This window comes from Umezawaea sp. Da 62-37 (genome assembly GCF_032460545.1).
Taxonomy (GTDB): domain Bacteria; phylum Actinomycetota; class Actinomycetes; order Mycobacteriales; family Pseudonocardiaceae; genus Umezawaea.
The window spans coordinates 4,206,642-4,227,551 of the sequence record NZ_CP135965.1; the positions used below are offsets into that span (position 1 = coordinate 4,206,642).

20 protein-coding genes are annotated in these 20,910 nt (G+C 69.1%); 10 read left to right on the forward strand and 10 right to left on the reverse strand.

Annotated features, from left to right (window positions below; all coding sequences use genetic code 11):
* Window positions 1–5: 5 nt before the first annotated feature.
* From RM788_RS18740 to RM788_RS18760, 5 genes are all read right to left on the reverse strand, one after another.
* The gene (locus RM788_RS18740; protein ID WP_315932982.1) at window positions 6–1,259 is read right to left on the reverse strand and encodes a lanthionine synthetase C family protein; all 1,254 of its coding nucleotides are present in this window, start codon (window positions 1,257–1,259) and stop codon (window positions 6–8) included.
* Complete coding sequence (locus RM788_RS18745; protein ID WP_315934680.1) at window positions 1,256–4,339, reverse strand: lantibiotic dehydratase; 3,084 nt, start codon at window positions 4,337–4,339, stop codon at window positions 1,256–1,258. The genes RM788_RS18740 and RM788_RS18745 overlap by 4 nt, the downstream gene beginning before the upstream one ends.
* A 109-nt stretch (window positions 4,340–4,448) precedes the next feature.
* Window positions 4,449–4,622: an FxLD family lanthipeptide gene (locus RM788_RS18750; RefSeq protein ID WP_315932983.1), complete on the reverse strand. Its 174-nt coding sequence runs from the start codon at window positions 4,620–4,622 to the stop codon at window positions 4,449–4,451.
* Window positions 4,623–4,687: 65 nt separating this feature from the next.
* Complete coding sequence (fxlM, locus tag RM788_RS18755) at window positions 4,688–5,917, reverse strand: methyltransferase, FxLD system (protein ID WP_315932984.1); 1,230 nt, start codon at window positions 5,915–5,917, stop codon at window positions 4,688–4,690.
* A 382-nt stretch (window positions 5,918–6,299) separates the two neighbouring features.
* Complete coding sequence (locus RM788_RS18760; RefSeq protein WP_315932985.1) at window positions 6,300–7,163, reverse strand: hypothetical protein; 864 nt, start codon at window positions 7,161–7,163, stop codon at window positions 6,300–6,302.
* A 174-nt stretch (window positions 7,164–7,337) separates the two neighbouring features.
* Between RM788_RS18760 and RM788_RS18765 the strand changes: the two genes are divergently transcribed.
* Window positions 7,338–7,982: an HAD family hydrolase gene (locus tag RM788_RS18765; RefSeq protein ID WP_315932986.1), complete on the forward strand. Its 645-nt coding sequence runs from the start codon at window positions 7,338–7,340 to the stop codon at window positions 7,980–7,982.
* 13 nt (window positions 7,983–7,995) lie between these two features.
* Here RM788_RS18765 and RM788_RS18770 read toward each other — a convergent pair whose 3' ends face one another.
* On the reverse strand, window positions 7,996–9,276 hold the full coding sequence (locus tag RM788_RS18770) for a helix-turn-helix domain-containing protein (protein WP_315932987.1): 1,281 nt from the start codon (window positions 9,274–9,276) through the stop codon (window positions 7,996–7,998).
* Window positions 9,277–9,719: 443 nt separating this feature from the next.
* Between RM788_RS18770 and RM788_RS18775 the strand changes: the two genes are divergently transcribed.
* The 9 genes from RM788_RS18775 (at window position 9,720) to RM788_RS18810 (ending at window position 17,196) form a co-directional block, all read left to right on the forward strand.
* Entirely contained in the window at window positions 9,720–10,205 is a 486-nt protein-coding gene (locus RM788_RS18775; RefSeq protein WP_315932988.1) for a 6-pyruvoyl trahydropterin synthase family protein, read from the forward strand.
* On the forward strand, window positions 10,202–10,921 hold the full coding sequence (locus tag RM788_RS18780) for a 7-carboxy-7-deazaguanine synthase QueE (protein ID WP_315932989.1): 720 nt from the start codon (window positions 10,202–10,204) through the stop codon (window positions 10,919–10,921). Before RM788_RS18775 ends, RM788_RS18780 begins: the two co-directional genes overlap by 4 nt.
* Before the next feature lie 61 nt (window positions 10,922–10,982).
* Window positions 10,983–11,789: an SAM-dependent methyltransferase gene (locus tag RM788_RS18785; RefSeq protein WP_315932990.1), complete on the forward strand. Its 807-nt coding sequence runs from the start codon at window positions 10,983–10,985 to the stop codon at window positions 11,787–11,789.
* A complete protein-coding gene (locus tag RM788_RS52990) occupies window positions 11,786–12,460 on the forward strand; it encodes a helix-turn-helix domain-containing protein (RefSeq protein WP_399344016.1) in 675 nt (224 codons plus the stop codon). The genes RM788_RS18785 and RM788_RS52990 overlap by 4 nt, the downstream gene beginning before the upstream one ends.
* Window positions 12,457–12,903: an NUDIX domain-containing protein gene (locus RM788_RS18790; RefSeq protein WP_315932991.1), complete on the forward strand. Its 447-nt coding sequence runs from the start codon at window positions 12,457–12,459 to the stop codon at window positions 12,901–12,903. Before RM788_RS52990 ends, RM788_RS18790 begins: the two co-directional genes overlap by 4 nt.
* Window positions 12,882–13,844, forward strand: a complete 963-nt coding sequence (locus RM788_RS18795; RefSeq protein ID WP_315932992.1) for an inositol monophosphatase family protein — start codon at window positions 12,882–12,884, stop codon at window positions 13,842–13,844. Before RM788_RS18790 ends, RM788_RS18795 begins: the two co-directional genes overlap by 22 nt.
* 294 nt (window positions 13,845–14,138) lie before the next feature.
* Window positions 14,139–15,413: a hypothetical protein gene (locus tag RM788_RS18800; RefSeq protein ID WP_315932993.1), complete on the forward strand. Its 1,275-nt coding sequence runs from the start codon at window positions 14,139–14,141 to the stop codon at window positions 15,411–15,413.
* A gap of 53 nt (window positions 15,414–15,466) precedes the next feature.
* Entirely contained in the window at window positions 15,467–16,420 is a 954-nt protein-coding gene (locus tag RM788_RS18805) for a hypothetical protein (protein WP_315932994.1), read from the forward strand.
* Window positions 16,421–16,545: 125 nt separating this feature from the next.
* Window positions 16,546–17,196 carry a hypothetical protein gene (locus RM788_RS18810; RefSeq protein WP_315932995.1) on the forward strand — a complete coding sequence of 217 codons (651 nt, stop codon included), beginning with the start codon at window positions 16,546–16,548 and terminating at the stop codon, window positions 17,194–17,196.
* Window positions 17,197–17,232: 36 nt separating this feature from the next.
* On the opposite strand, the gene RM788_RS18815 is transcribed toward RM788_RS18810, so the two are convergent.
* The 4 genes from RM788_RS18815 to RM788_RS18830 form a co-directional block, all read right to left on the reverse strand.
* The gene (locus tag RM788_RS18815; RefSeq protein WP_315932996.1) at window positions 17,233–17,631 is read right to left on the reverse strand and encodes an RNA polymerase-binding protein RbpA; all 399 of its coding nucleotides are present in this window, start codon (window positions 17,629–17,631) and stop codon (window positions 17,233–17,235) included.
* 69 nt (window positions 17,632–17,700) lie between these two features.
* Window positions 17,701–17,922, reverse strand: coding sequence for a helix-turn-helix domain-containing protein (locus tag RM788_RS18820; protein WP_315932997.1), 222 nt, complete (start codon window positions 17,920–17,922; stop codon window positions 17,701–17,703).
* A 22-nt stretch (window positions 17,923–17,944) separates the two neighbouring features.
* On the reverse strand, window positions 17,945–20,059 hold the full coding sequence (locus tag RM788_RS18825) for a hypothetical protein (protein WP_315932998.1): 2,115 nt from the start codon (window positions 20,057–20,059) through the stop codon (window positions 17,945–17,947).
* Window positions 20,056–20,892: an SAM-dependent methyltransferase gene (locus RM788_RS18830; protein ID WP_315932999.1), complete on the reverse strand. Its 837-nt coding sequence runs from the start codon at window positions 20,890–20,892 to the stop codon at window positions 20,056–20,058. The genes RM788_RS18825 and RM788_RS18830 overlap by 4 nt, the downstream gene beginning before the upstream one ends.
* Window positions 20,893–20,910 lie beyond the last annotated feature (18 nt).

The following is a 20,910-nucleotide window of genomic DNA, read 5'->3' on the forward strand; positions in this document are numbered from 1 at the left end:
TGGTGTCAGCCAAGGAGGAGGCAGGTGTCCCAGTGGCTGAGCGGGGCGGTGTCGGCGCCGACGGTGTGCAGGGCGAGGGCGATCCCGGCGTGGCCGTCGAGGAACTCGGGGTCCTGCGGTGAGCACTCAGCCTGGGTGAACAGCCGGTCGACCAGGTTCGGCAGTTCGGCTGCGAGATCGGGTTCCGGTGAGGCGGCGGCCATGCGCCAGGCGGCTTGCAGCACGCCTGCCAGGCCGTGGCACAGCCCGCTGTCGGTGAGCCGGTCGAGCTGGGCGGGGTCGCGCAGGCAGCCCAGCATCGCGGCTTCGGCGATGCGTTGCCTGTCCGTGTCTCCGGTTGCCAGGGCCGCGAGTTGCTGTGCTCGGGCGATCCCAGGAGTGCCGTAGCACCAGGACGGACGTTGGAGGCTGGACAACGGCACTCGGCCTGCGTTGGCCTGCTCCCAGGTGATGAACCCCGGCCACCACGAGCCGGAGGGCGTGTCTTGTCGCCAGGTGTCCATCCAGGTGCAGATGCGGCCGATGGCGGCGTCGTGGTCGTCCACGACGATGCCGCGCAGCATCCCCAGGGACAACAAGGCGAGTGGAGCGGCGATGCCGTGGGACATGCCGAGGTTGCCGTGCCCGTCGGGGAAGTCGGGTGACCGTGCTCCGTTGGGGGCCAGGTCGGTCCACCAGCCGGGCAAGCCGACCTCGCCTCGACCGGCATCGGGTAGGGGGTGGGTGAGCCGTACGAGGTAGGACAAGACCGCCTTGGTCAGCTCGCCTGCCGGGTCGTGGCTCAGGTGGTAGGCGCCCAGTCCGGTGAGGCCGCGGATGAGGTCGAACTCGGCCAGTGCCGGTCGCCCGCCGCGGTCGATGCGGCTGTGCGCGGCGGCGAGGCGGGTCCGGGTGAGGGTGCTGGTAGCGGTGTCGAGGGTGGCGAGCGCGCGGGCGAGTTTGCCGGGCTGGTCGGCGGCGGCGTGAGTGAGGAAAGCCAGGGTCGGAGCGCCGAAGAACAGCCCCGCATTGGCTCCGGCGCTGAGGTCGTCATTGGTCGCGGCTGCGAGCCAGGTGTGCGCGGTGGCCCAAGGGCCGTCACCGCCGCGAGCGCGTTCGATGTGCAGCAGGGCGACGCCGGCCGCTCCACCGCCGAGAGACTGTGGACGGGGACGGGCGCCGGTCGTCGAGTTCTCGGCGAAGCGGACGAGGCGCGGATCGGTGAGCCGGGTGGCTAGGTCGGTCGAGGCGACCATCGCGTTCAGGGGGTATCGGTTCACCGGGCTCCTCGGGTGCGGCTGGTCCAGCTCAGCGCGGCGGTACGGGCCAAGCGGGCACAGGCCCGCTCGCCGTGCGGGTCCAGGCCCGTCATGCGGACGAAGTGCAGGTGGGTGAGGTCAGGCAAGACGTCCAGCGCCGTGATATCCGTGGCAGCGAGCCTGTCCCGGTAAGCAGCCAGGACGGTACGGCGGTGTTCCCAGGCGTCGGCGATGGCGTCGCCGCCGGGGAACACGCGGAGGGCGGCGCGCTGGTTGTCCGGGTCTGCCAGCGTGATCGCCTGGTCGTGCACCTGGCGGGCTGGCGCCTCGATGGCGGTCCGGTCGACGTGGTCGAGAAGCCAGCGCAGTCCTACGCCAGAGTCTCCAGAGGCGGCTATGGCGAGGTCGACCGTGCTCGCGGCGATGAGCGCCTGCTTGTGCGGGGCGCCGGTGCAGGCCAGGGAGGCGAGCTGCGCGAGCACGGCCTCGGAGTCGGCGGCGAACACCGCTTCGGCGGCCGTCATCGTCGGGCCGGGGCCGAAGCGTCCGACCTCGGGGTAGTAGGTGTCCAGTTGCGCGTGCCCGATCAGGCCACGTTCGCGCAGGCCCGCGGTCCAGGTGGCCACATGGCGGGCGGTCTCGGCGTAGTCGGTGCCGTCGGTCAGGCGGAACCGCAGCCGCAGGTGCGGCTCGGGGTCCTGGTAGCGGAGGAACCACCACTGCATCGGTTCGTGGCCGGTCCGGACCAGGCGTGGAACGTGACCGGTGAGGATGGCGTCGTGGCGGTCCGGATGCCCGTAGAGCTTCAGGTAGAGCCATTCGTCGCTGCCGGGCAGATGGCCGAGCGCAGGCTCGACTGCGCTCGCCGACCAGGGGCGTCGTCGTCTCCGGGCAGGCGCGGGTTGGTCGGCGGCGAGAGGAACGACGATCTCGTGGGCGCGCCCGTCAAACCACCCGAAGGCGTCGCCCTCGGGTGCTTCGCGGAGCGCGACCTTGCCGGTGCGGTCAAGCTCGACCCGCAGCAGGTGCAGGTGCGCGGGACGGTTCAGGTTCAAGTGCAGCCGTCGGTCGTCCTCGCCGAGGTAGACCGACTCGGACAGCGCGTAGCGACGTCGCCATGCCGCCAGCTGCTCGGTCCAGGCCGCCCAGGAGGACGACGGGCCGGGTAGGTCGGAAGCGTCCACCGTCCAACGGGCCGGGGTCAGGACCGTGCGGCGGTAGCGGATGCGCGGCAGGTAGGGCAGCCGACTGGCCGCTCCCCAGGAGAACGGGGCGCACACGGTAGCGCGCGCGGTGGTGATCTCGCAGAGGAAGCGCAGTAGCGGATGTGCGGCGTGGGTGAACTCCACCGCGCTGAAGACCGTCGGCTCTACGAGCCGGTCACGGGACCGCGAGACCAGGTACAGGTGCTGGGCGTCCGCGGTCACGGCGAGGTCGTCCAGCGCCACCGTCTGCTCGTCGGGCGCCCGGTGTTCGGCGAAGGACACGAGGGTCGGCAGGACCTGTGGGCTGCGGGCGACGTTCTCCGCCCGCGGGTAGAGGGTGGGACCGCTGACCTGGGCCGCGAAGGCGTCGTCGTGCAGTGTGGGCAGACTCCGGTAGGCGGTGGTCATGCGCTCGCGGTCGTCGATGTCCAGCATGTCCAGGAACCGGCCGGTGGTGGTTCCGGCCGCGCGGGACACGCCGGCGACCACCAGCTCGAACTCGCCTCGGTCGAGCGCCTCGCGGGTCGGTGCCTGAATGCGGAAACGCAGCTCGGTGTGTGGTTGGACGGCGGTGAGATCGTTGACGGCCAGGCGCCCGATGGCGTTGTCGTCGAGTACGACCTCGGTACTGCGGTCCAACGCGGCCTTCTGGGCCAAGGCCAGCAGCATCACGTCCCGCTCGGACAGCGACGGCGCGGCGGGTGGTGTCAGGCGGGTGCCGCGGTACCCAGCGGGGAAGCCCAACCCCGTGTCAGCGTTGACGAGGTCGCCCACGGCGACCACCGCGCCCATTCCGTACCGTTCGAGGAAACGCGAGTGGTAGTCCCGCCACGCCGGGCTGCCCGCAGGATGCACGGCCAGGCGCACCAAGGCGTCGGCGGCAGCCTGCGCCTCCTGGGCCACCTGCTCGGACAAGACCACACGGTCGTCAACGCGCAAGTCGACGGCGAGCGGCTTACCGGTGGCCGCGATGTTGTTCATCGCCGCCGACACTTGGACGCGCAGCACCCGCTGCCGGGTGCGGGAAGTGGTGCTCTGGTTGTGGGCAGCCAGGTCACGTCGGACGTCGCGAAGCAGACCGAGTAGATCGGCAACATCCGGGAAGGCGTCGCCGCCGCAGGCGGTGGCTTGCTCGATCACCTGGCCGAGAGGATCGGCGGCCGTCATCGGCGGGCGCAAACTCGTCACGAGGAGGCGCCGGGTCACCAACTCGGCGACCATGCCCTCGATCACGGAAGCCCTCGTTGCCGGGAACCCGGCCGCGAGAGCGTCGGCCAAGTCCGCGACCGCGACAGGTGTCCTCGCGGCCTGCACCACCATGTCCACGGCTTTGGTCAGCGTGACCGACACCTCGGCCGCCGAGGTCTTGCTTGAGGCGCCCGCGTGCCGCTCACAACCCACCACCAAGCGACCGTCACGGACGAACGCCAGATCGTTCACCACGACCGTAAGCCGCCGCCGGAGTGCGACCGACGCCTCCAGGCGCTCGACAACGCGCGCCAGCCATTCCGCGTCGACCCGCGCGATCGTCTTGTGCCGCCTGCCCGAGCGCGCGGTGGTCGCGGGACCGAAGTGGATCGGTGCCACTCCTGCGAACAGGCCGAACGGGGTTGCCCGACCGGTGCCGCGCACCAGGTAGCGTGCCAGCGACAACACCAGCCGCCGCAGGTCGCGTGGCGTGATGGAGTTCCCGTCGAACACTCGGCGGGCTTGCTCGGCGAGGACCGGGCTGGCCATCTCGATGGCCACCACGATGTGATCGTCCGCCCACACCTGGTCCAGCCACTCGCGCCACTGGGCCAAGTGCTCGTCGGTATCCGCCGGCACGCCCGGCCACGCGGTGCCGATCCAACTCGGGGTGTACGCCACTGCCCGCAGAAGTGCGGCATCGACCACTCGGTACAACGGCAATACCTTTCTGCCAGCGACCGCGCGGCCCGGCGGGCGGGGTGTCCCCGCCCACCGGGCCGCGGTCGTCGAATCGTGGATCGTGGAGCTGCTGCGCTTAAGGGCAGCTGTTGCAGGCGCTCTCGCAGGTGGCGCCGCAGCCGTCGTCGGTCAGGCGCAGCAGCTCGTCGACGACCGGCCCGGATTCCACGACGCTGACGTCGAGATCGAACTCGGAATCCACGACTGCCGTGGCGGTCGTTCCCGGCCTGTCTTCCAGCTGAACGGTCAAGGTTCCTCCTCGGTGGTGGTGCTTCTTGCGAATGCCCGGCCGTGTCGGTCGGGCGTGCCCCGGCGTCAGGGCCAGGTAATGACGACTCGGGTGTGCTTCTTGTCCACGAGCCGTCCGCGCGGCAGGTCGCCGTCCGGTGTCCCGGCGGGGAACACCTCGATCCGCGCGCGCGAACCGTCGCGGTGCTCGCGGTCCCACACGCGGATCAGTTCGACGTACTCCTCGGCGAGGACTTCAGCGTCCGGGCCGTGGGCGTACACGCCGGTCTCGAACTCGTCCGTGCCCTCGATCGGCCGCTTCATCCGGTAGGCGAAGCTGCCTTCCCGGACCGAGGTCGGGACCGGCAACAAGGTCGATCGGCCGACCAGCCCTTTCTCGATCGGGGCCTTCGTCGCCCTGAGCAGACCGAAGACTGGAATGGCGGTACCGAGCCACAAGTCCAACTGGTCGACCTGGTCGAACACGACGCTGGACCAGAGCTCGACCTTCGGCCCGTGCAGGGCTGCCCGCAGCAGCTCCTCGTCGAAGGGGCCGTTCTCGTCGGTGCGCAGGACCACGTCGTCGCCATCGAGCCGGATCGGGCGTTCGGTGTGTTCCCCCGCGCCCTGCATCGGCACGAACCCACACAGCCGGTAGTCGCGGCTCACCAGGCGAGCGTCCTGGCGTTCGAAGGCCACCGACCGCGTCAGGCCACGGAACCGGAACGGCACGATGATCTGTCCGTCTGCGGACAACTGCTCGATCCACACCGGCGGGATGTCCCACGCGCCGACGGTGACGATCACCCGGTCGTAGGGTGCGTGCTCGGCAACGCCTCCCTCGGCGTCGGCCAGGACCACGTTGACCTCGTCGTAGCCGGCCGCGGCGAGGCACTGCTGCGCACGAGCGACGATGTCGGGATCGATGTCGACCGAGGTGACCTGCCCGGAGTCACCGACGAGTTCGGCCAGCAGCGCGGCGTTGTAACCGCCCGAGCCGATCTCCAACACGCGCATTCCCGGCTTGATCTCGGCCTGCTCCAGCATGGTGGCCTGGATGTGCGCGGCCGAGACCGAGCTGATGGCCTGTCCGTCGGAGTTCTTCTTCGTGACCAGCGGCGTGTTGGCGGCGTAGACGGTCTCCAGCGGCTCGTCCGTCGCGAACAGGTGTCGCGGCACGGTGAGGAACGCGGCGATCACCTCGTCGGTGTCGAGTGCGCCCAAACCCTGGAGGTCACGAACCATCGCCTCACGCAGCGGCGCGACGTCCTCCGGCTCGTCATACGGACGGGATGTGCGGTGTCGGAGTGTGCTCACTCAGTTACTCTCCCAGGCAAGGTCAGCCGATCCTGTGCCACCGGATCGGCCATGAAATGTGGCGGTGCGCTATGCCGAGTGCGCAGAGGTGCTTCGTCGGCCAACCCGAGTCAGTCAACTTCCCGCAAGCAAGATCGTCCAGTGCGCTGACGAGGCGTGGATGAGGCGTTTGTGAGGCGGCGCATACCGTGATCTGGGCAAACGCCACCGAGCACGAACCACTTTCACCCGATCAGTGACCCACCGAGACTCACAGTCCGACTTCCTACACTTGCCCAAACCAAATCCGGCCTGACCTGGCTAGATACCCTCGTCGCCGGTTTGCGACCTCGATGCAGGAAGCGCTGGGCTTGGCCGTTGCCGTAGAGCGCGGCGAGGCAGGTCATCCAGGAAGTGAAAGTCCAGCCGTCCGCCAAGGGCTGGCCAACAGCGCGCTGGTGTCGGAGTCGAGTCGCTCGGCGAACGCTTGCGAGATCGCCGCTCCCCACAGTGCGTTGACGATCGAGATGTCTGTGGGTGACTCGCCGGCGGCGTCCTCGGCGGCGGGAACGGTCTCCCAGTACAAGCAGCGCGCCCGGAGCGGGTACCCCCACGCGATCGACGCCTCGGTGACCGCATCACAAGCCGCTTCCCAGCGTTGCTCGTCGATGTCCGCGCACGCCCGACCCATCCGGCGGACAACCCGCGCGGGCGTGGCTTCGGCATGGCGCAGGACTCGCAGCGCGGCTTGGCTGTGGGGGCCGTAGGCGTTGGTCGCGGTGTACCGCGAGGGCAGGCATGTCTGCTGCCACGGAGCGGTGAGCAGTTCGTAGTCGGCGATTCCCTCGTCGTCGTGGCCTGCCACTGCGATCGCCAGTCCGGCGTCGAACACGGGCAGGACCACCTTGTGCCAGCCGGAGTGCTCCGGTGGAGCCTGCCGGGCCAGCAGGTACGGGTGGTGCAGCACGGCGATCGGGTCGTCGAGTTCGTTGGGCATCGGCAGGCCGAAGGTGTCCTTCCATCGGATCCAGCGTGACGCGAGCCGTCCGGCCAATTCGAGGTTGGTGATCCGGCCGATGATCCTGTCCCGAACGGTCTGGCGCTCCGAGGCGCGTTCTTCGCCGAGTGAGCCCATACGAGTGATCTGCTCGAAGGTCAGGTTGGCGATGGTCACATCGAGCTGTCGCCACTGCTCGCCGCGAGGGTGCTGGGCCAACAGCGCGCGTCCCAAGTCGTCACGACCGCGGCCCGGACCGGAGGTGCTCATCGGTTCAGGATGACAGCTCCGATCCGCGCATGTCGGTGCAGGTTGCGCGCTCGGCGTGGCGGCCGAACCAGGCTGTGGCCTGGCCGACTTCCGCGGTGGCCAAGTGCGGCACGGCTGTGTGGGCTGCGGGACCTTCTGTGGCGAGGTACTCGTGGGTGACGTAGGAGTAGGTGCATGGTGAGCGCGGTGGTCTTCGATGTGGGCGAGACGTTGCTGGACGACTCGCGCGAGTGGGGTGCGTGGGCCGACTGGATCGGCGTGCCACGTCATACCTTCTCGACCGTGCTGGGTGCGGTCACCGTTGCCGGCCGGGACAACGCCGAGACGTTCCAGTATTTCAAGCCCGGTTTCGACCTCGCCCGCGAGCGGCGGCTACGGGAAGAGACCGGACTGGGTGAGCACATCGAGGACGGCGATCTTTATCCCGACGTCCGGCCTGGCTTGGCGCGGCTACGCGAGCTCGGCTTGTGGCTGGGGGTGGCGGGGAACCAGACCTCGCGGGCGGCCGAACTGCTGCGTGCGCTGGGCCTGCCGGTGGACCAGGTCGCAACCTCGGGCGAGTGGGGTGTCGCCAAACCCTCGCCCGAGTTCTTCGCCCGCGTCGCGGAGATGGTGCCCGACGGGGCCGGTGAGACGGTGTATGTGGGCGATCACCGTGACAACGACGTCGTGGCGGCGAAGGCAGCGGGGTTCCGTACCGCGTTGATCCGGCGTGGCCCGTGGGGCTATCTGTGGGCCGACGATCCGCTGGTCCGGCGTGACGCGGACTGGGTGATCGATTCTTTGCACGACCTGCCGGGACTGCTGGCCTCACGCTGACCGGCCGGTGCGATCAGCGGGCGCGGGCCCAGGCGGCGAGGTCGAGCAGCCCGGAGCTGGGGGCGGTGTGGGTGCGCAGCAGCGTCGAGAGGGACTGGCGGACCTGCGGGTGCGTGCGGGCGTGCTCGGGTGCGGCCTGGCGCGCGGTTTGCAGGCACAGGTAGGCGTCCTCGTGCCGGCCGAGGGTGAGCTGGGCGCGGGCGAGGTCGATGAAGTAGTGGGAGCGGCGTTCGGCCGGCAGTTCGGCGGGCGGCTGCCAGGCCGCCGCGCGTTCGATGCCCAGGGGATCTCGTAGTTCGACGGCGACGGCGAGTTCGTGGATCCGCAGGGAGGCCGGACCGAACGCGGTGCCCTGGTAGATGCCTTCCGGGACAACAGTCGCGGCGCGGCGGGCTTCGCGCAGGTGGTCGGCGGCACGGTCGGGCTTGCCCGCCCGTCCGGCGACGACCGCGGCCCGCATGTGCAGGGCGCCGAACGCCGCCGAGGACGAGGCGGTGCCCAGCGCGGGCAGGTGGTCGGCGGCGAGTTCAAGGGCGCGGGCGGCGGTGTCGAGGTCGCCGGTGGCGAAGAACGTCTCGGTGCGCACGTAGGCCACTGCGGCCACCAGGAGCGGGTCCTCGGCGAGTTGGGCGGCCGAGCGCATCAGGTCGATCAGCCGCGCGGACAGGTCCAGGTAGCCGAACTTGAACGCGATCCCGTCTGCGGCGCGCAGCGCGAGGGTCAGCAGCGCGGCGGCGTGGCGGCGGTCGGTGGCGTCGCCGAGCTGGCCGGCGCGGGCCAGTTCGGCGATGAGGTCAGGCAGGCGGCGAGCCAGGTGCCCGTAGCGGGACTGCAACCGGTCGTCGCTGGCGCGGATGATGTCGCCGTGCAGGTTGGCCGCGGTTCTGGTGGGTCCGTCATCGGGTAAGTCCAGCCGGTCCAGGGCGCGGCGCAGGCGCGGGATGGCGGCGTGGATGACGTTGACCTCCGCTGGTGCGTGGTCGCTGGCGTCTCCCGAGATGGATGTTGCCGGAACGAGTTCGACGTTGGCCGGTGCTCGCACCGCAGCCACGGCGGGGCCGATGGCCGTGTCGGGGCGTCGGGCGGTGCGGCGCAGCAGGTCGTCCAGCTCATCGAGGGAGACCTGCAGGACGCCTGCGAGGCCGCGCCGCTGCCAGGGCTGTGGCGACTGGACGCCACGCTCCCACCGTCCGATGGTGGTGCGCTCGACCTTCACCGCCACTGCCAGGGTTTCCTGGGTATACCCGGCGGTTTCGCGAGCAGCGGCCAGCGGGGTGAGCGCTCGTACTCCCATCGCGCGTCCCTCCTCCCGGTCCCTCCATTGCGCACAGTACTCGCCTGTTTCCGCAGCGTATGCCCGGTGTCGCCCCATCACTGCCTCATGGCCGCCCTGTAACCGCACGGCCAACGCGCAGGTCGGTCGAAGGTATCTCCGCCGGACACCCCGTTCGGACTGCTCACCTGCTCGGACAGTGAAAAAGCACTGGTCAGGTGGCGTGCCGCCCCGTGGACGCCTCGTGTTCGCCGCACGGCCGCTCTGGTGGTCGACGCGGACCGCGCCGTTGACTGGGGTTCTGGTCTGCGGTGGCCGACCCCGACCGGTCACCGCAGGCCACACCAGGTCCAGGCCGCCCTTGGTCATTGCGGAAAGCGAGCTGTTTCGGTGGAGATGCGCGACGTGGTAATCGAGCGATCGCCCGCGCCGGTCAGCCGGTCGAGCACGACGGCGGCCCGTTGATGCCACACAAGATCACCGTCGAGCACTCGTTCGAGTCCGGGCATCGTCTGCCGCACCTGGGCGGCAAATGTGTGAGTTTGCACGGTCACTCGTGGTCGGTCTCGGTGACCGTGAGCGCGCTGGCGCTGAGTCCCGAGGTGACCGTGGTGGAGTTCGGCGCGCTGAAGTTCGGGCTGCGGCGGTGGATCGACGAGCACCTCGACCACGCCACGATGCTCGGTGCGCGCGACCGGCTGATCGAGCCACTGATCGCCGAGGGCAGCCGGGTGTTCTGTTTCGGAGTGGAGCGTCCGGCCGATGACGCCGAGCGATTCGCACAGGGGCTGCCGTGGCCCACGGTGGAAGCCGTCGCGGTCCTGCTCGGCCGGGTCGCCGAGAGCGCCTTGGTCGGACTTCCCTCTGCCGACGGCGCACGGGTCGAGCGGGTCATGGTCCGCGAGACGAGGACGAACACCGCCGTCTACGAGCCCTCGGTATCGCGATGAGCACGAACACGGGCGATGCCACTGCGACGCTCGCGGTCAACGAACTGTTCGGCCCGACCTTCCAAGGCGAAGGGCCCAACCAGGGCAGGCTCGCGCGATTCATACGCCTGTTCGGGTGCCACCTGACCTGCGAGTGGTGCGACACCCCGCAGACCTGGGACCGCCGACGACACGACCTCACCGCTGAACAACAGCAGCTCGGCGTCGCCGACATCCTGAACTGGTTGGCCGACTCGCCCGGTGGCCTAGTGGTGATCACCGGCGGTGAACCGCTGCTTCAGCAGCGGGCCTTGGAGCCGCTCCTGGCCGCGATCAACCAGTCGGACCTGGCCGCCGAGATCGAGGTGGAGACCTCCGGCACCATCGCGCCCAGCGCCGCCGTGGTCGAGGCCGTCACCCGGTTCTCCGTCTCGCCGAAGCTGGCGCATTCCACCCTGCTTGAGCGGCAGCGCCTGCGGCCCGCCGCGCTGCGGCAGTTCGTGCTGTCGGGCAAGGCGCACTGGAAGTTCGTCGTCCAGTCCATGAAGGACTTGGACGAGGTCGAGCACCTGGTGGCCCAGTATCGGCTCGATCCGGTCTGGATCATGCCCGAAGGCACCGACAGCACCACCGTGCTCGACCGGATGCGGCTGCTGGCCGACCCGGTACTTGCCCGCGGCTGGAACCTGACCTCCCGGCTGCACATCCTGTTGTGGGAGAACGCCCGTGCCCGCTGAAACCTCGGCCCCAGCCGCTGAACACGACCCCCAGCGCACAAACTTCGGGGCAACCCCGCCGATGACGCGCTCCGCGATCACACCACCGGCCACGCCACGATGGCCGACTCCGGACTTCCTCCGGATCGAGGACCCCAACACCGCCCGGATCTACGACTGGGCGGCCGGAGGCAGTTTCAACACCACGGTCGACCGGTACTTCGGCAAGCAGATCGACCTCGTCCTCCCCATCGAAGTCATGGCCCGCCGCAACCACGCTTTCGTTGCCGAGACTCTGCATCACGCCTTCGACAACGGTGTGCGGCAAATCCTGGACCTCGGATGCGGAATGCCCACCGGACCCGCCTGGCACCACCGAGCGGCAGGCATTCCCGGCGTCAGTGCGGTCTTCGTCGACTACGACCCCGTCGTCACCAACGCCTGCATCCTCACCCTCGAACAGCACCCCGACCCGAACAGCGCGGTACTCAACGCCGACCTGCGCGACCCCGGCACGGTCCTGGCCAGCCCGCAAATGCGAACCACCATCGACCTGACGCGGCCGGTGATCCTGTTGGCCACCGCCGTCCTGCACCATATTCCCGACGAGCACGACCTCGGCGAGGCACTCGCCCACTATCGCGATGTCCTCGCCCCAGGCAGCTACCTCGCACTCTCCCACCTCACCGACCCCGAAGAACCCGGTGACCACCTGCGCCTGTCAGCCGCGATGAACCTCTACCGCAGCATCGACCAGCCCCTCGCCTCCCGTCCCGGTTTCGTCCTGGACGGGTGGCTGACCGGGCTCGACCCGGTCCCGGTGAGTCAGCACGACCCCTTCCTCCACTTCACCGCAGCCCGCATCCCGACCCTCCAGGGTCCGCGATGAGCAGCCGGACGGCCAGTACCACCACCGCACATGGATCCCGCAGGGCACTACCCCCACCTGGCCTGACCGTCCGCTATGAGGCCGGTGCCTCCCAGAGACATCTGGCTCGCAGCTACCACATGTCCGTCCGAACCGTTCGCGCCCTGCTGGTCGCAGCCGGGGTGCAGATTCGTCCACCCGGCCGTAATACACGGGCCGAGTCTCCAGCCGGAACCACGACGACGACCGCCGAGCGCCCTCGCCGGACGCGAGCCGCGACGCCCGCGTTGGCGACCGTTCACCCGCTGAGCGTCGGCGACCACGAACCCCGCTTGGCAGCGGATCCGGTGATCTGGCCGCCAGCCGACATCGGCCTCCCGCCCTTGCCGCCTCCTCTGGCCACAGCCACACCGGGCCAGCCGTGCTTCGGCTTCACCACACCGCACTTGATCCACACCATCGACACAAGACCCGTACCAACTCGGGCCGGCCAGTACACCGCGGCCATGACCCGATGCGCCCGCGTCGGCCTCGTCGACGCACCCATCCCACCGGACGCGCAACCCTGCGCCGCCTGCGCAACAACGCTGGCGCCCACCCAATCCCAGACACCGGCCGCCGAACATGGGCCGGAACCACCCGACCTCCACCGTCGACAACCTCCCTGTCCGTCGATTGTGAAAGCGCCATGACCACCACCTCCCACGCGCTCGGCCCTCTCGTCGCCGTGTACGGCCTCGTGGGGCACGACGGCCGCCTTCTGGTCGTCGGCGACCTGGACACCGCCACGCACCGGCTGCCGGGTGGCCTCGTACGAGCCGGTGAAGCTGTCGAGGATTCGCTACGGCGCATCGTGCGCGAACAGGTCGACACCCAGGTGGCGAACCTGGACTTTTCCGGCGTCGTGGAACTGCGCGCCCATCGGGCGGGCACGCAGCCCACTGTCTTCGAGCTGGCGCTGCTGTTCGACGTGACCCTCGCCGACCCCAGCACGGTCCGAGCCGGTCACGGCGAGACGCGCTGGGTCACCGACACCGAACTCGGCCAGCTCGACCTGCGGCCCACCCCGCTCGCCGACCGGTTGCGCCTCGGTGGACTGACCAGCGAGCACCCGTGGTGGCCCGCCCGGTCCTGACCCGGAGACCAGCCGCCCAACCGCTCGGCGCGCCGTGTCGCCACAAGCAACCCAAAGGAACCATGTCCTCGACACTCGACCCCATCACCGCCCTGCCGGTGGCCCATGCCGCGATCGACCTCGCGGTCCAGCACGTGCTCAACCACCCTCCCCGCAAGATCCGTTACAAGGGCGACCGAAACCCGGTCTCCGAAGTGGACGAAGCCATCGAACACCTTGTCCGCCAACGACTGACGATCGGCGGTCACGCCGAGGTCGGGTTCGTGGGGGAAGAGACCGGAGCGGTCGGCAACCCGGATACCTACTGGGTGCTCGATCCCATCGACGGCACGATCAACCACCAGCACACCAACCCGCTGTGTGCCATCGCGCTCGGCCTCGTCCACCACGACCAACCCGTCCTCGGCGTCACCGCATTGCCCTTCCTCGGCCACCGCTTCTGGGCGGCCCACGGCCACGGTGCCTACCGCGACGGCGACCCGATCAGCACCTCGACCACCGACACCCTGAACAAGGCCCTGATCGGGTTCAGCGACTACGGCAGCGGCGCCGACGAAGGCTTGCGCGACGTGCTGTGCGGCGCTGTGGACCGCGAACTCACCACCAGAGCGCAAGGGCTGCGCCGCTACGGGTCCTCCGCGCTGGACCTGGTCTGGGTCGCCGACGGCACCCTCGACGCGTGCGTCCTGCTCGGCAACCGCACCTGGGACACCGCGGCCGGCGCCGTCATCGCCCTCGAGGCCGGTGCCCTCGTGCTCGACGCCGACGGCAGTCCGCACACGACCAAGTCGCGCTGCGCGATCGCGATGACACCGAAACTACGCGACGAGGTGCTGCCGTTCCTGCGGGTATTGCGCGGTAGCCGCTTCTGGCCCGATCACGACACACCTGACGGCGTCGATCAGCCAGCCACCTCTGCTGGAACCGGAGTTCTGCCGTGAATCGCGAGCACACGGGGGTGACCCTGCCGACTCAACGCTGCTCATCCGGAATGCCGCCTCAAACCGCCGACACTTCGACACGGTGCGCCGACCCCTGTGCGCTCACGCAATACCTCCCCAGCCTCGGAGATCTCCCCTCAACGGGGCTCCTGGCTTACCCGCTGGACCTCGACGCAGAGCGCGCCGCCGCGCTCAGAGCTGCGCTGCCGGGACACCGCACCGACGACGAGCATCTCGCGCTCTTGGACCGGGTCCTGCGGGCTCTTCGCCGTATCTGACCAGAACGGGCTCCCCATGACTGCCGATCCCGCCGCACGAGAAAACCGCCAGGCGATCACTCCCATCCACGCGGGGGCATGGGTCGCGCCACGCCCCTCCGAACTACCCGACCTGCGAATGCAAATGTGCGAGCAGGTACTCAAACGCCCCCACAGCCACGAGTTCCTGATGCGCCTTCTCGGTGGGAGCAGCCCGCTGATCCCGACGATCGCCGGGCCGCCCGAGGAGACCGCCGCCATCGGCGTCGTCGGTAGCCTGCTGATGGCGCGCAGCGAGCAACGACGGCTGCGCCAAGCGCAGTTGTACTGGGTGGACGAGGACATGACCTCGCTGGCGCTGGCGGCATCGGCTACCCCTTCCCGCGAGCCGGTCCGGGCCCGTCGAATGCCGGCCGAATCAGGGCTGATGCTCTTCGCCCACCCCATCGGCAGCCACGATGTCGACCTCGCCACAGCCTTGACCGGCCCGTGGACCACCGCGGCTCCCGACTTGGACGAGCTGTGGTTGACCTTCCCCGTCGTCGGCGTCTCATGGTCACGATGGAGCCCGGCCGACCTCGACCTGGACGGGGCACCCGGCAAAATCAAGTGGTCGCCCCGCACGCCGGAAGGCGCAGCGCCGTTGACGCCCGAATTCGACGGCATCTGGTTGACCTTCTGGACCACGGGCAGCAAGGGCTGGGACAGCCTCCCTTTGGACCTTCCTCTGGCCGTCGACAAACACAGCGGTGGGACGCTCACCGCTGTAGACCTGGTCGCACGAGAGGCTTTCGCGGGGTTCGCCCGCCTGCAGACCTACGACGAACTGGTTTTGCGGTTCGACCAGCCACTACCCGACCCCGATCCGGACAACGGAAGCCAGTGGGCGCACGTGGTCTACACCGCTTGGCAACTGATGGGACAGACCGGCAACGCCCAGCTTACCGAGAGCGAGACCGTGCCCCGTCCACGTCACGGCCACAGGCGCGACAAGCGGGCCAACATCGTCGGGCCCGGCGCCGTGCAGTTGGTTCGAGTGCACACCCGCCACCGGCCCTCGGCGCAGGCCAGCGCCGAGGACACGGCAGCCTCTCACGGCCGCCGCGCACCGCAGTGGACCCGCCGTTGGCCAGTTCGCCCCTACCGACGCAACACATGCCTCAACCCTCGCGCTCACGCCGAAGGCGGATGCGAACACGAGGAACGGGTCGTACCTGCACACATCAAAGGACCTGCGGACAAACCTCTCGTCACCTCGGACCGGGTGCACATCTGGGACACCCCACCACCCCCACCCCCACCGCAACCGTGAAACCCGACGACCTCCCGAATTCGGGACATCCCTCGCCCCCACGCTCGGAAAGCATGATGCGCAAGCCTTTGCCCTACGGCCCCGATGACGACACCGTGGCGGAAATCTATGTCCGCGAGGCGTTACGCCGTTCCCAGCACGGCAACTGGCCCTCGTTGCTGGCCGACGATCGTGTCGTGCAGACCTACCGGGTGTTGCGGCGCCTCGAGTCCGCCACAGTCACGATCCGCGTGCGCCACCGCGAGGCGATCAAGTCGGCTCAAGCCGACCGGGAGGCCTGCCTGATCAGCGCGACACGGTATGCCGAGAAGTATCAGGAGTACGCGCAGTGGCGGGAACGGTCCGCCGTCTTCGACGGCGTCCTGCGGCAATACCTCGACATCACGGCTGACCGGGTCCGGGTAATCCGCCGGGATGTCGTCGTGGAATCACTGCGGCAGGTATTGCTCACCCTGGCCGTAGCCGTCGAGGAGCACCGGGACGCACACGCCGGCGAGGAGTCCCTGGCCGACACCGCGTTGTGGGCGAGGTTGCGGTTGCTGCCCTGGCCCACCACGGCGGGCATCGAGCAGCGGGTCCTGGCCGATGCCGTAGCCGCCGAACGCGCCCGCCGCGGGCCCGCGCGCTGGACGAGTACAGGCGCTGTCCAGTTCGAGGGCTCAGCGGTCTTCGGGGAAACCGTGGACGTCGTCGACCTGCTCCTTGATGTCACCGATCACACCCGACCCACGTGTGCCCGAACCGAACTGGTCGAGCTGTGGAAACAGCGGACCCCGGACCTGCTGGCTTGTGCCGCAGCGGAGATCACCGCCGCCAAGCAGAAAGGCAGCTACTCGACACATCGACTGCGCAAAGCCCTGCTGTTTCTGGAGGGACTCGGTTTGATCACCCGCGTGTCCGACGAGGCGAGCGCAGAGGTCGTGGTCACCGACCGCGCGCGTCTCGTCGAGCTGCGCCGACGATGGGATGACCAGCACTGCGGCCTCGATGACCTCGGATCATCGTAGCGTCAATATCCAGGTGAATCCGTTGAAGTGTTCCATGCGGAATACTTCAATGAACTCGTGGACCTTCAAGTCGATAATCCGATTAAGCAGTACGGACAAATATTCTCGCGACATGAGGTGGCAACGTGAATTCTGAAGAGTTTTTTGCCGACGATGACCGATATGATCGGCAAGAGGATCACGCCGGTCACGTGGCGAGCAAGATTCTGGTCTCGCATGTCGTGAAAGTAGTGGCGTGTTGGCTTTTGGTGACGTTAGTGATGTTGAGTGTCGCGGTCGGGCTGCGCGTGGTTGCGGTGCTGGCCCTGTGGCATCTGTCCAGAGGGCCGGGAGTTGGGGTCGTCGTACTCCTGGTCGTCGACGTGGCGTGGTCCGCATGGGGGATCCTGCACCGCGTACGGGAACTGCGTCCACTTACTCACGAGCAGCGAAAGGACGCCCGTACCGCTCGGGCCCGCGCACGGGCTGCGCAAACGTGGCGTGACCGCATGCGACGTGGCCGTTGGTGGATCGCGAAGGCGATGTCGACCGCCTATTTGGCGATCGCGGGTGCAGTAATCGCGGACTGGACGACACCCACCCTCTCGGCAGTTTCGGTGGCCGCAGCCGTCGTGGCGATGACGGCGGGGAGCGGACTCCTGCGTCGTTGGGAACCGGAACTAGCTCCGTTGCTCAATTTCGTCAGCGAAATTCTTCACGAGCACGAGCACGAGCACGAGCACGAGCACGATCAGGATCAGGATCAGGATCAGGATCAGGACGACGAAACCCATTAACGGCGACCGGACCACACGCAGGATCGAATGTGGTAATCATGGGCCGAATCGAAAGCTGTAAGTGCGATCACCGATGACCACACGGGCCTGTGGCGAGCGACGTTGTTGATCAATACCTGCCAGAGCCTGGGCAACCAGGTTCTCAAGGTCGGCGATACTGCGCCGTTCCAGGAGCATGACGTAATGGGTGCGCGGCGGTTTACCTTGGGGTGGTACCCACTCGGAGTCGTCATCGGTGCGGAGGCAGTGTTCGATTCCGTGTCGTGGACATGTCCAGACTGCGGGAATCTCGGCGTCGGTCGAGAACGGCACGATGAAATCGTGCCCCCTGCGGCAGACGAAGCGGATCTCCGCTCGCGGTGCCGCGCAGGCGTCGCGATCCGGTTGTCCGGTGGGAGTTCCCAGGCGGTACCCCCGCAAGACTCGTCTGGGCATTCATGATCTCCGCTCGCGTATCGGGTGGATTGCAGACGCGCGTCGTTGCCGCACCCGCTGTCGCCGGGGCTATGAGGTTGTGGTCTTGGTGCGGGTGGCGCCGCCGCGTCCGCGTAGGACCACGCCGGACTCGGACAGGACCCTGTGCACGAAGCCGTACGAGCGGTCGGTGGCCTCGGCCAGTGCGCGGATGCTGGCGCCCTTCTCGTACTTTTTCTTGAGGTCAGCGGCCATCTTGACGCGGGCCTCTCCGGTGATCCGCTTTCCCTTGGCCGTGGTGCGTGCCGTCATGCCGTTCGCTCCTTTTCGCGGTTCAGGCGGTCGGTTGGTCGAGGGCGGCACGCCGGTCGATGACGGCGGCCTTGCTCTTATCGGCGCCGGGGCCGGCGGCGGTGTAGTAGTCGATGGCCTCGCCGTAACAGCGGTGGGCCTCGGCGGTGTCGCCGAGCGCGGCGTGGACCTCGCCGAGCACAGCGCACAGGTCGGCGAGGTAGCCGACCGCGCCGTAGTCGCGCACGGCCTGCTCGATCGCGGCCAGCTCGGACACCGCCTCGACGGCTTGCCCGTTCAGCGTCAGTGCCCGCGCCAGGTGCACGACGGTGCGGGCGTGGCCGATGTCGTCGCCGATGTCGGTGAACATGCTCGCCGCCAGCCGCAGGTGATGGGCGGCGAGCCGGGCGTCGGCGATCTTGGGATGTAGCGCGGTTTCGCCGAGGCGGCGGTGCCGCAGCGCGATGCTGCGGGCGTCGTTCATCTCGTCGGCGATGTCAAGGGCCTGTTGCAGGTCCGGCAGGGCGGCGTGCGGGTCGTTGGCCTTGAGGTGGGCGCGGGCTCGGGTGGACAGCGCGCCGGACCTCAGCCACGGGTCGCCGACTTCGGTGGCGCGCTCGACGGCGATGGTGCAGATCGCGACGGCGGCCTCGTGGTGGCCGAGGTTGGTCTCGCCGAAGCCCTGCCGGGTGCGGCAGACGACCTCCAGGATGTGTCCGGCGTCGGCGGCGGCGTTGGCTCCGAGGAACTGTGAGCGCACCAGCTCACCGGCGGTGTAGTTGGGGCGCAGCGGGTTCCACAGGACCTCGCCGAACTGGTACACCAGCTCCGTCCAGCCCTGGTCAGCGGCGACCTGCTGAGCGGCGAGAAGGTTGGCGCGTTCGGTGTCGGCCCACTCCAAGGCGGCTTTCGCGTCGGCGAACACGCCCGTGTCGAGGTCGTCGTAGAAGTCGCTGAACCGGCGAGGGAAGGGGTTGATGACCTTGTCGGCTGCCGCTGCGCGCCGGAGGTACCACTCGATCATCCGGTGACGCACCGTCAGCCGCTCGGCCTGGTCGTCCTGCTCGGCGAGGGCTTGCACGTGCTCGCGCAGGACGTCGTGCAGCCGGTAGCGCTCGTCGCTGGTCTCGGTGACGAGGTTGGCCTCCACCAGCCGTCCGAGTCCGCGGTCGGCCTCGCTGATCAGCAGGTCGAGCCCTGCGGCGAGCGGTTCGACGGTGAACTCGACGCCGGGGTGCTCGGCCAGGCCGCGGTAGAGCCGGGCGGTGGGGGCGTCAAGGTCCTCGTAGCTCATCTGCAGCACTCCTTCGACGGACAGCTCGTGCGGGTCCGAGGCGGCGGACGCCTCCGCGAGGTGGGTCAGACGGGTGATCAGGCGCGCCGGATCTCGCCGGGGATGCGCGGCGAGGTGGGCCCCGGCGATGGTCAGGGCCAGCGGGTGCCCGTGACAGCGGGCGGCCAGAGCGCGCAGCAGGTCCTCGCCCAGAGGTTGCCGGTCCTCGTCGAGCAGGCCGGCCAGGAGCGCGGCGCCGGTGGCGGCGGGGAAGCAGTCGAGGTCGAGGTGGCGGAATCCTGTGAGGGCCAGCCCGGCGAGGCGGCGGCGGCTCGTGACCAGGATCGTGCCGCGCGCTGTGGCGGGTACCAGGGGCTGCACCTGCTCGGCGGAGCGGGCGTTGTCGACCAGCACGGCCATCGCCTTGTCGGCGGTGAGGGTCCGGTAGAGCGCGACCAGTTCGGCCGCCTCGCCTGGCAGGTCGTCGGCGGCGATACCGAGCGCGCGGAGCCATCCGGCGAGGACCTGCGGTGTGGTCGGTGGCGGGTGGCCGCTCCAGCCGTTGAAGTCGACGTGCAGCACGCCGTCGGAGTGGCGGTCGTGGTGCGCGTCGAGCCAGCGCACCGCCAAGCCGGTCTTGCCGACCCCGCCCAGGCCGGTCACCACCACGCGGGTCGGGCCCGCCGTGATGAGCAGACGGTCCAGCCGCCCCAATTCATCGGCGCGGTCGACCCAGGTGCGGGCGGGCGGCGGAAGCTGCCGGGGCACCGGCATCCGGTGCTCAGGAGCGTGCATGACGATGGTGTCGGCGGTGACCGTGTGGGCTTGCAGCACGTGGCCGTGGACCGATCCGGAGACGGTGTTGATGTGCTCGGCCTCGTTCATGCACGCTCCGCCGGCTCGGGGCGGCGGCCAGCGAGCACGGCGTTGCCCCACAAGCACTCGCGCATCGGCAGGGTGAGCCCGTCCGGTCGCCACAAGCCGATCGGTGCCACGCCGTCCGGGTGCGGCTGCCACGGTCCCAGCAGGTCGGCGAACTCCCGCCGGCTTCGGTGCACGAGCGTGATCCCGGCCCTGGCGAGATAATCCTCGACCGCGGCGGCGGTCTCCAGCCCGAGGACGATGCCGTCGGCGTGCGAGGCGGCCAACAGCGAGCCGGGCGCCAGCCGGTCGTGGTACCCGGCCAAGGTGGCGGCAACCTCTTCGGCGTTGGACAGGCAATGCAACACCGACCCGGCCACCACGCCCACTGGGCGGGCCAGATCGACCAGCCGAGTCGTCACGGCGTGGTCGAGCACCTCGTCGACGTGCCGCAGGTCGGCCTTGATCACCCCAGTGCTCGAATCGTCCGCGTGAATGATCAGCTCGAGACTGGCAACGGCTACCGGATCGCGATCGACATAGACGACACGGGCCCGGGGCCGCTCGGCTTGGGCGAGTTCGTGCATATGGCGAACGCCACCCAGGCCCGCGCCCAGGTCGAGGAACTGCTCGATCCCGGCAGTGAGCATGTGCAGCACCGCGCGACGCACGAAGCCACGGCTCTCGCGCACGAACACGTCGTAGCCCGGCGCCAAGCCCGTGATCGCGGCGGCCACCGCACGGTCGGAGGCGAAATTGTGTCCGCCGCCAAGCAAGCGGTCATAGATCCGAGACAGGGACGGCACGTTGACATCGACCGCCGCTCCCCACTCGTGCGCGGCCTCCTGCGTCGCCATCACCGTGCCGTTCTCCCC

Excerpts from the sequence above, each read along its gene's own strand:
- RM788_RS18775 (WP_315932988.1), top strand. The coding sequence starts at position 9,720 with ATGCCACACAAGATCACCGTCGAGCACTCGTTCGAGTCCGGGCATCGT.
- RM788_RS18790 (WP_315932991.1), top strand. The coding sequence starts at position 12,457 with ATGACCACCACCTCCCACGCGCTCGGCCCTCTCGTCGCCGTGTACGGC.
- RM788_RS18805 (WP_315932994.1), top strand. The coding sequence starts at position 15,467 with ATGATGCGCAAGCCTTTGCCCTACGGCCCCGATGACGACACCGTGGCG.
- RM788_RS18785 (WP_315932990.1), top strand. The coding sequence starts at position 10,983 with ATGACGCGCTCCGCGATCACACCACCGGCCACGCCACGATGGCCGACT.
- RM788_RS52990 (WP_399344016.1), top strand. The coding sequence starts at position 11,786 with ATGAGCAGCCGGACGGCCAGTACCACCACCGCACATGGATCCCGCAGG.
- RM788_RS18820 (WP_315932997.1), bottom strand. The coding sequence starts at position 17,922 with ATGACGGCACGCACCACGGCCAAGGGAAAGCGGATCACCGGAGAGGCC.
- RM788_RS18800 (WP_315932993.1), top strand. The coding sequence starts at position 14,139 with ATGACTGCCGATCCCGCCGCACGAGAAAACCGCCAGGCGATCACTCCC.
- RM788_RS18830 (WP_315932999.1), bottom strand. The coding sequence starts at position 20,892 with ATGGCGACGCAGGAGGCCGCGCACGAGTGGGGAGCGGCGGTCGATGTC.
- RM788_RS18760 (WP_315932985.1), bottom strand. The coding sequence starts at position 7,163 with ATGAGCACCTCCGGTCCGGGCCGCGGTCGTGACGACTTGGGACGCGCG.
- RM788_RS18815 (WP_315932996.1), bottom strand. The coding sequence starts at position 17,631 with ATGCCCAGACGAGTCTTGCGGGGGTACCGCCTGGGAACTCCCACCGGA.
- RM788_RS18770 (WP_315932987.1), bottom strand. The coding sequence starts at position 9,276 with ATGGGAGTACGAGCGCTCACCCCGCTGGCCGCTGCTCGCGAAACCGCC.
- RM788_RS18765 (WP_315932986.1), top strand. The coding sequence starts at position 7,338 with ATGGTGAGCGCGGTGGTCTTCGATGTGGGCGAGACGTTGCTGGACGAC.
- RM788_RS18825 (WP_315932998.1), bottom strand. The coding sequence starts at position 20,059 with ATGAACGAGGCCGAGCACATCAACACCGTCTCCGGATCGGTCCACGGC.
- RM788_RS18780 (WP_315932989.1), top strand. The coding sequence starts at position 10,202 with ATGAGCACGAACACGGGCGATGCCACTGCGACGCTCGCGGTCAACGAA.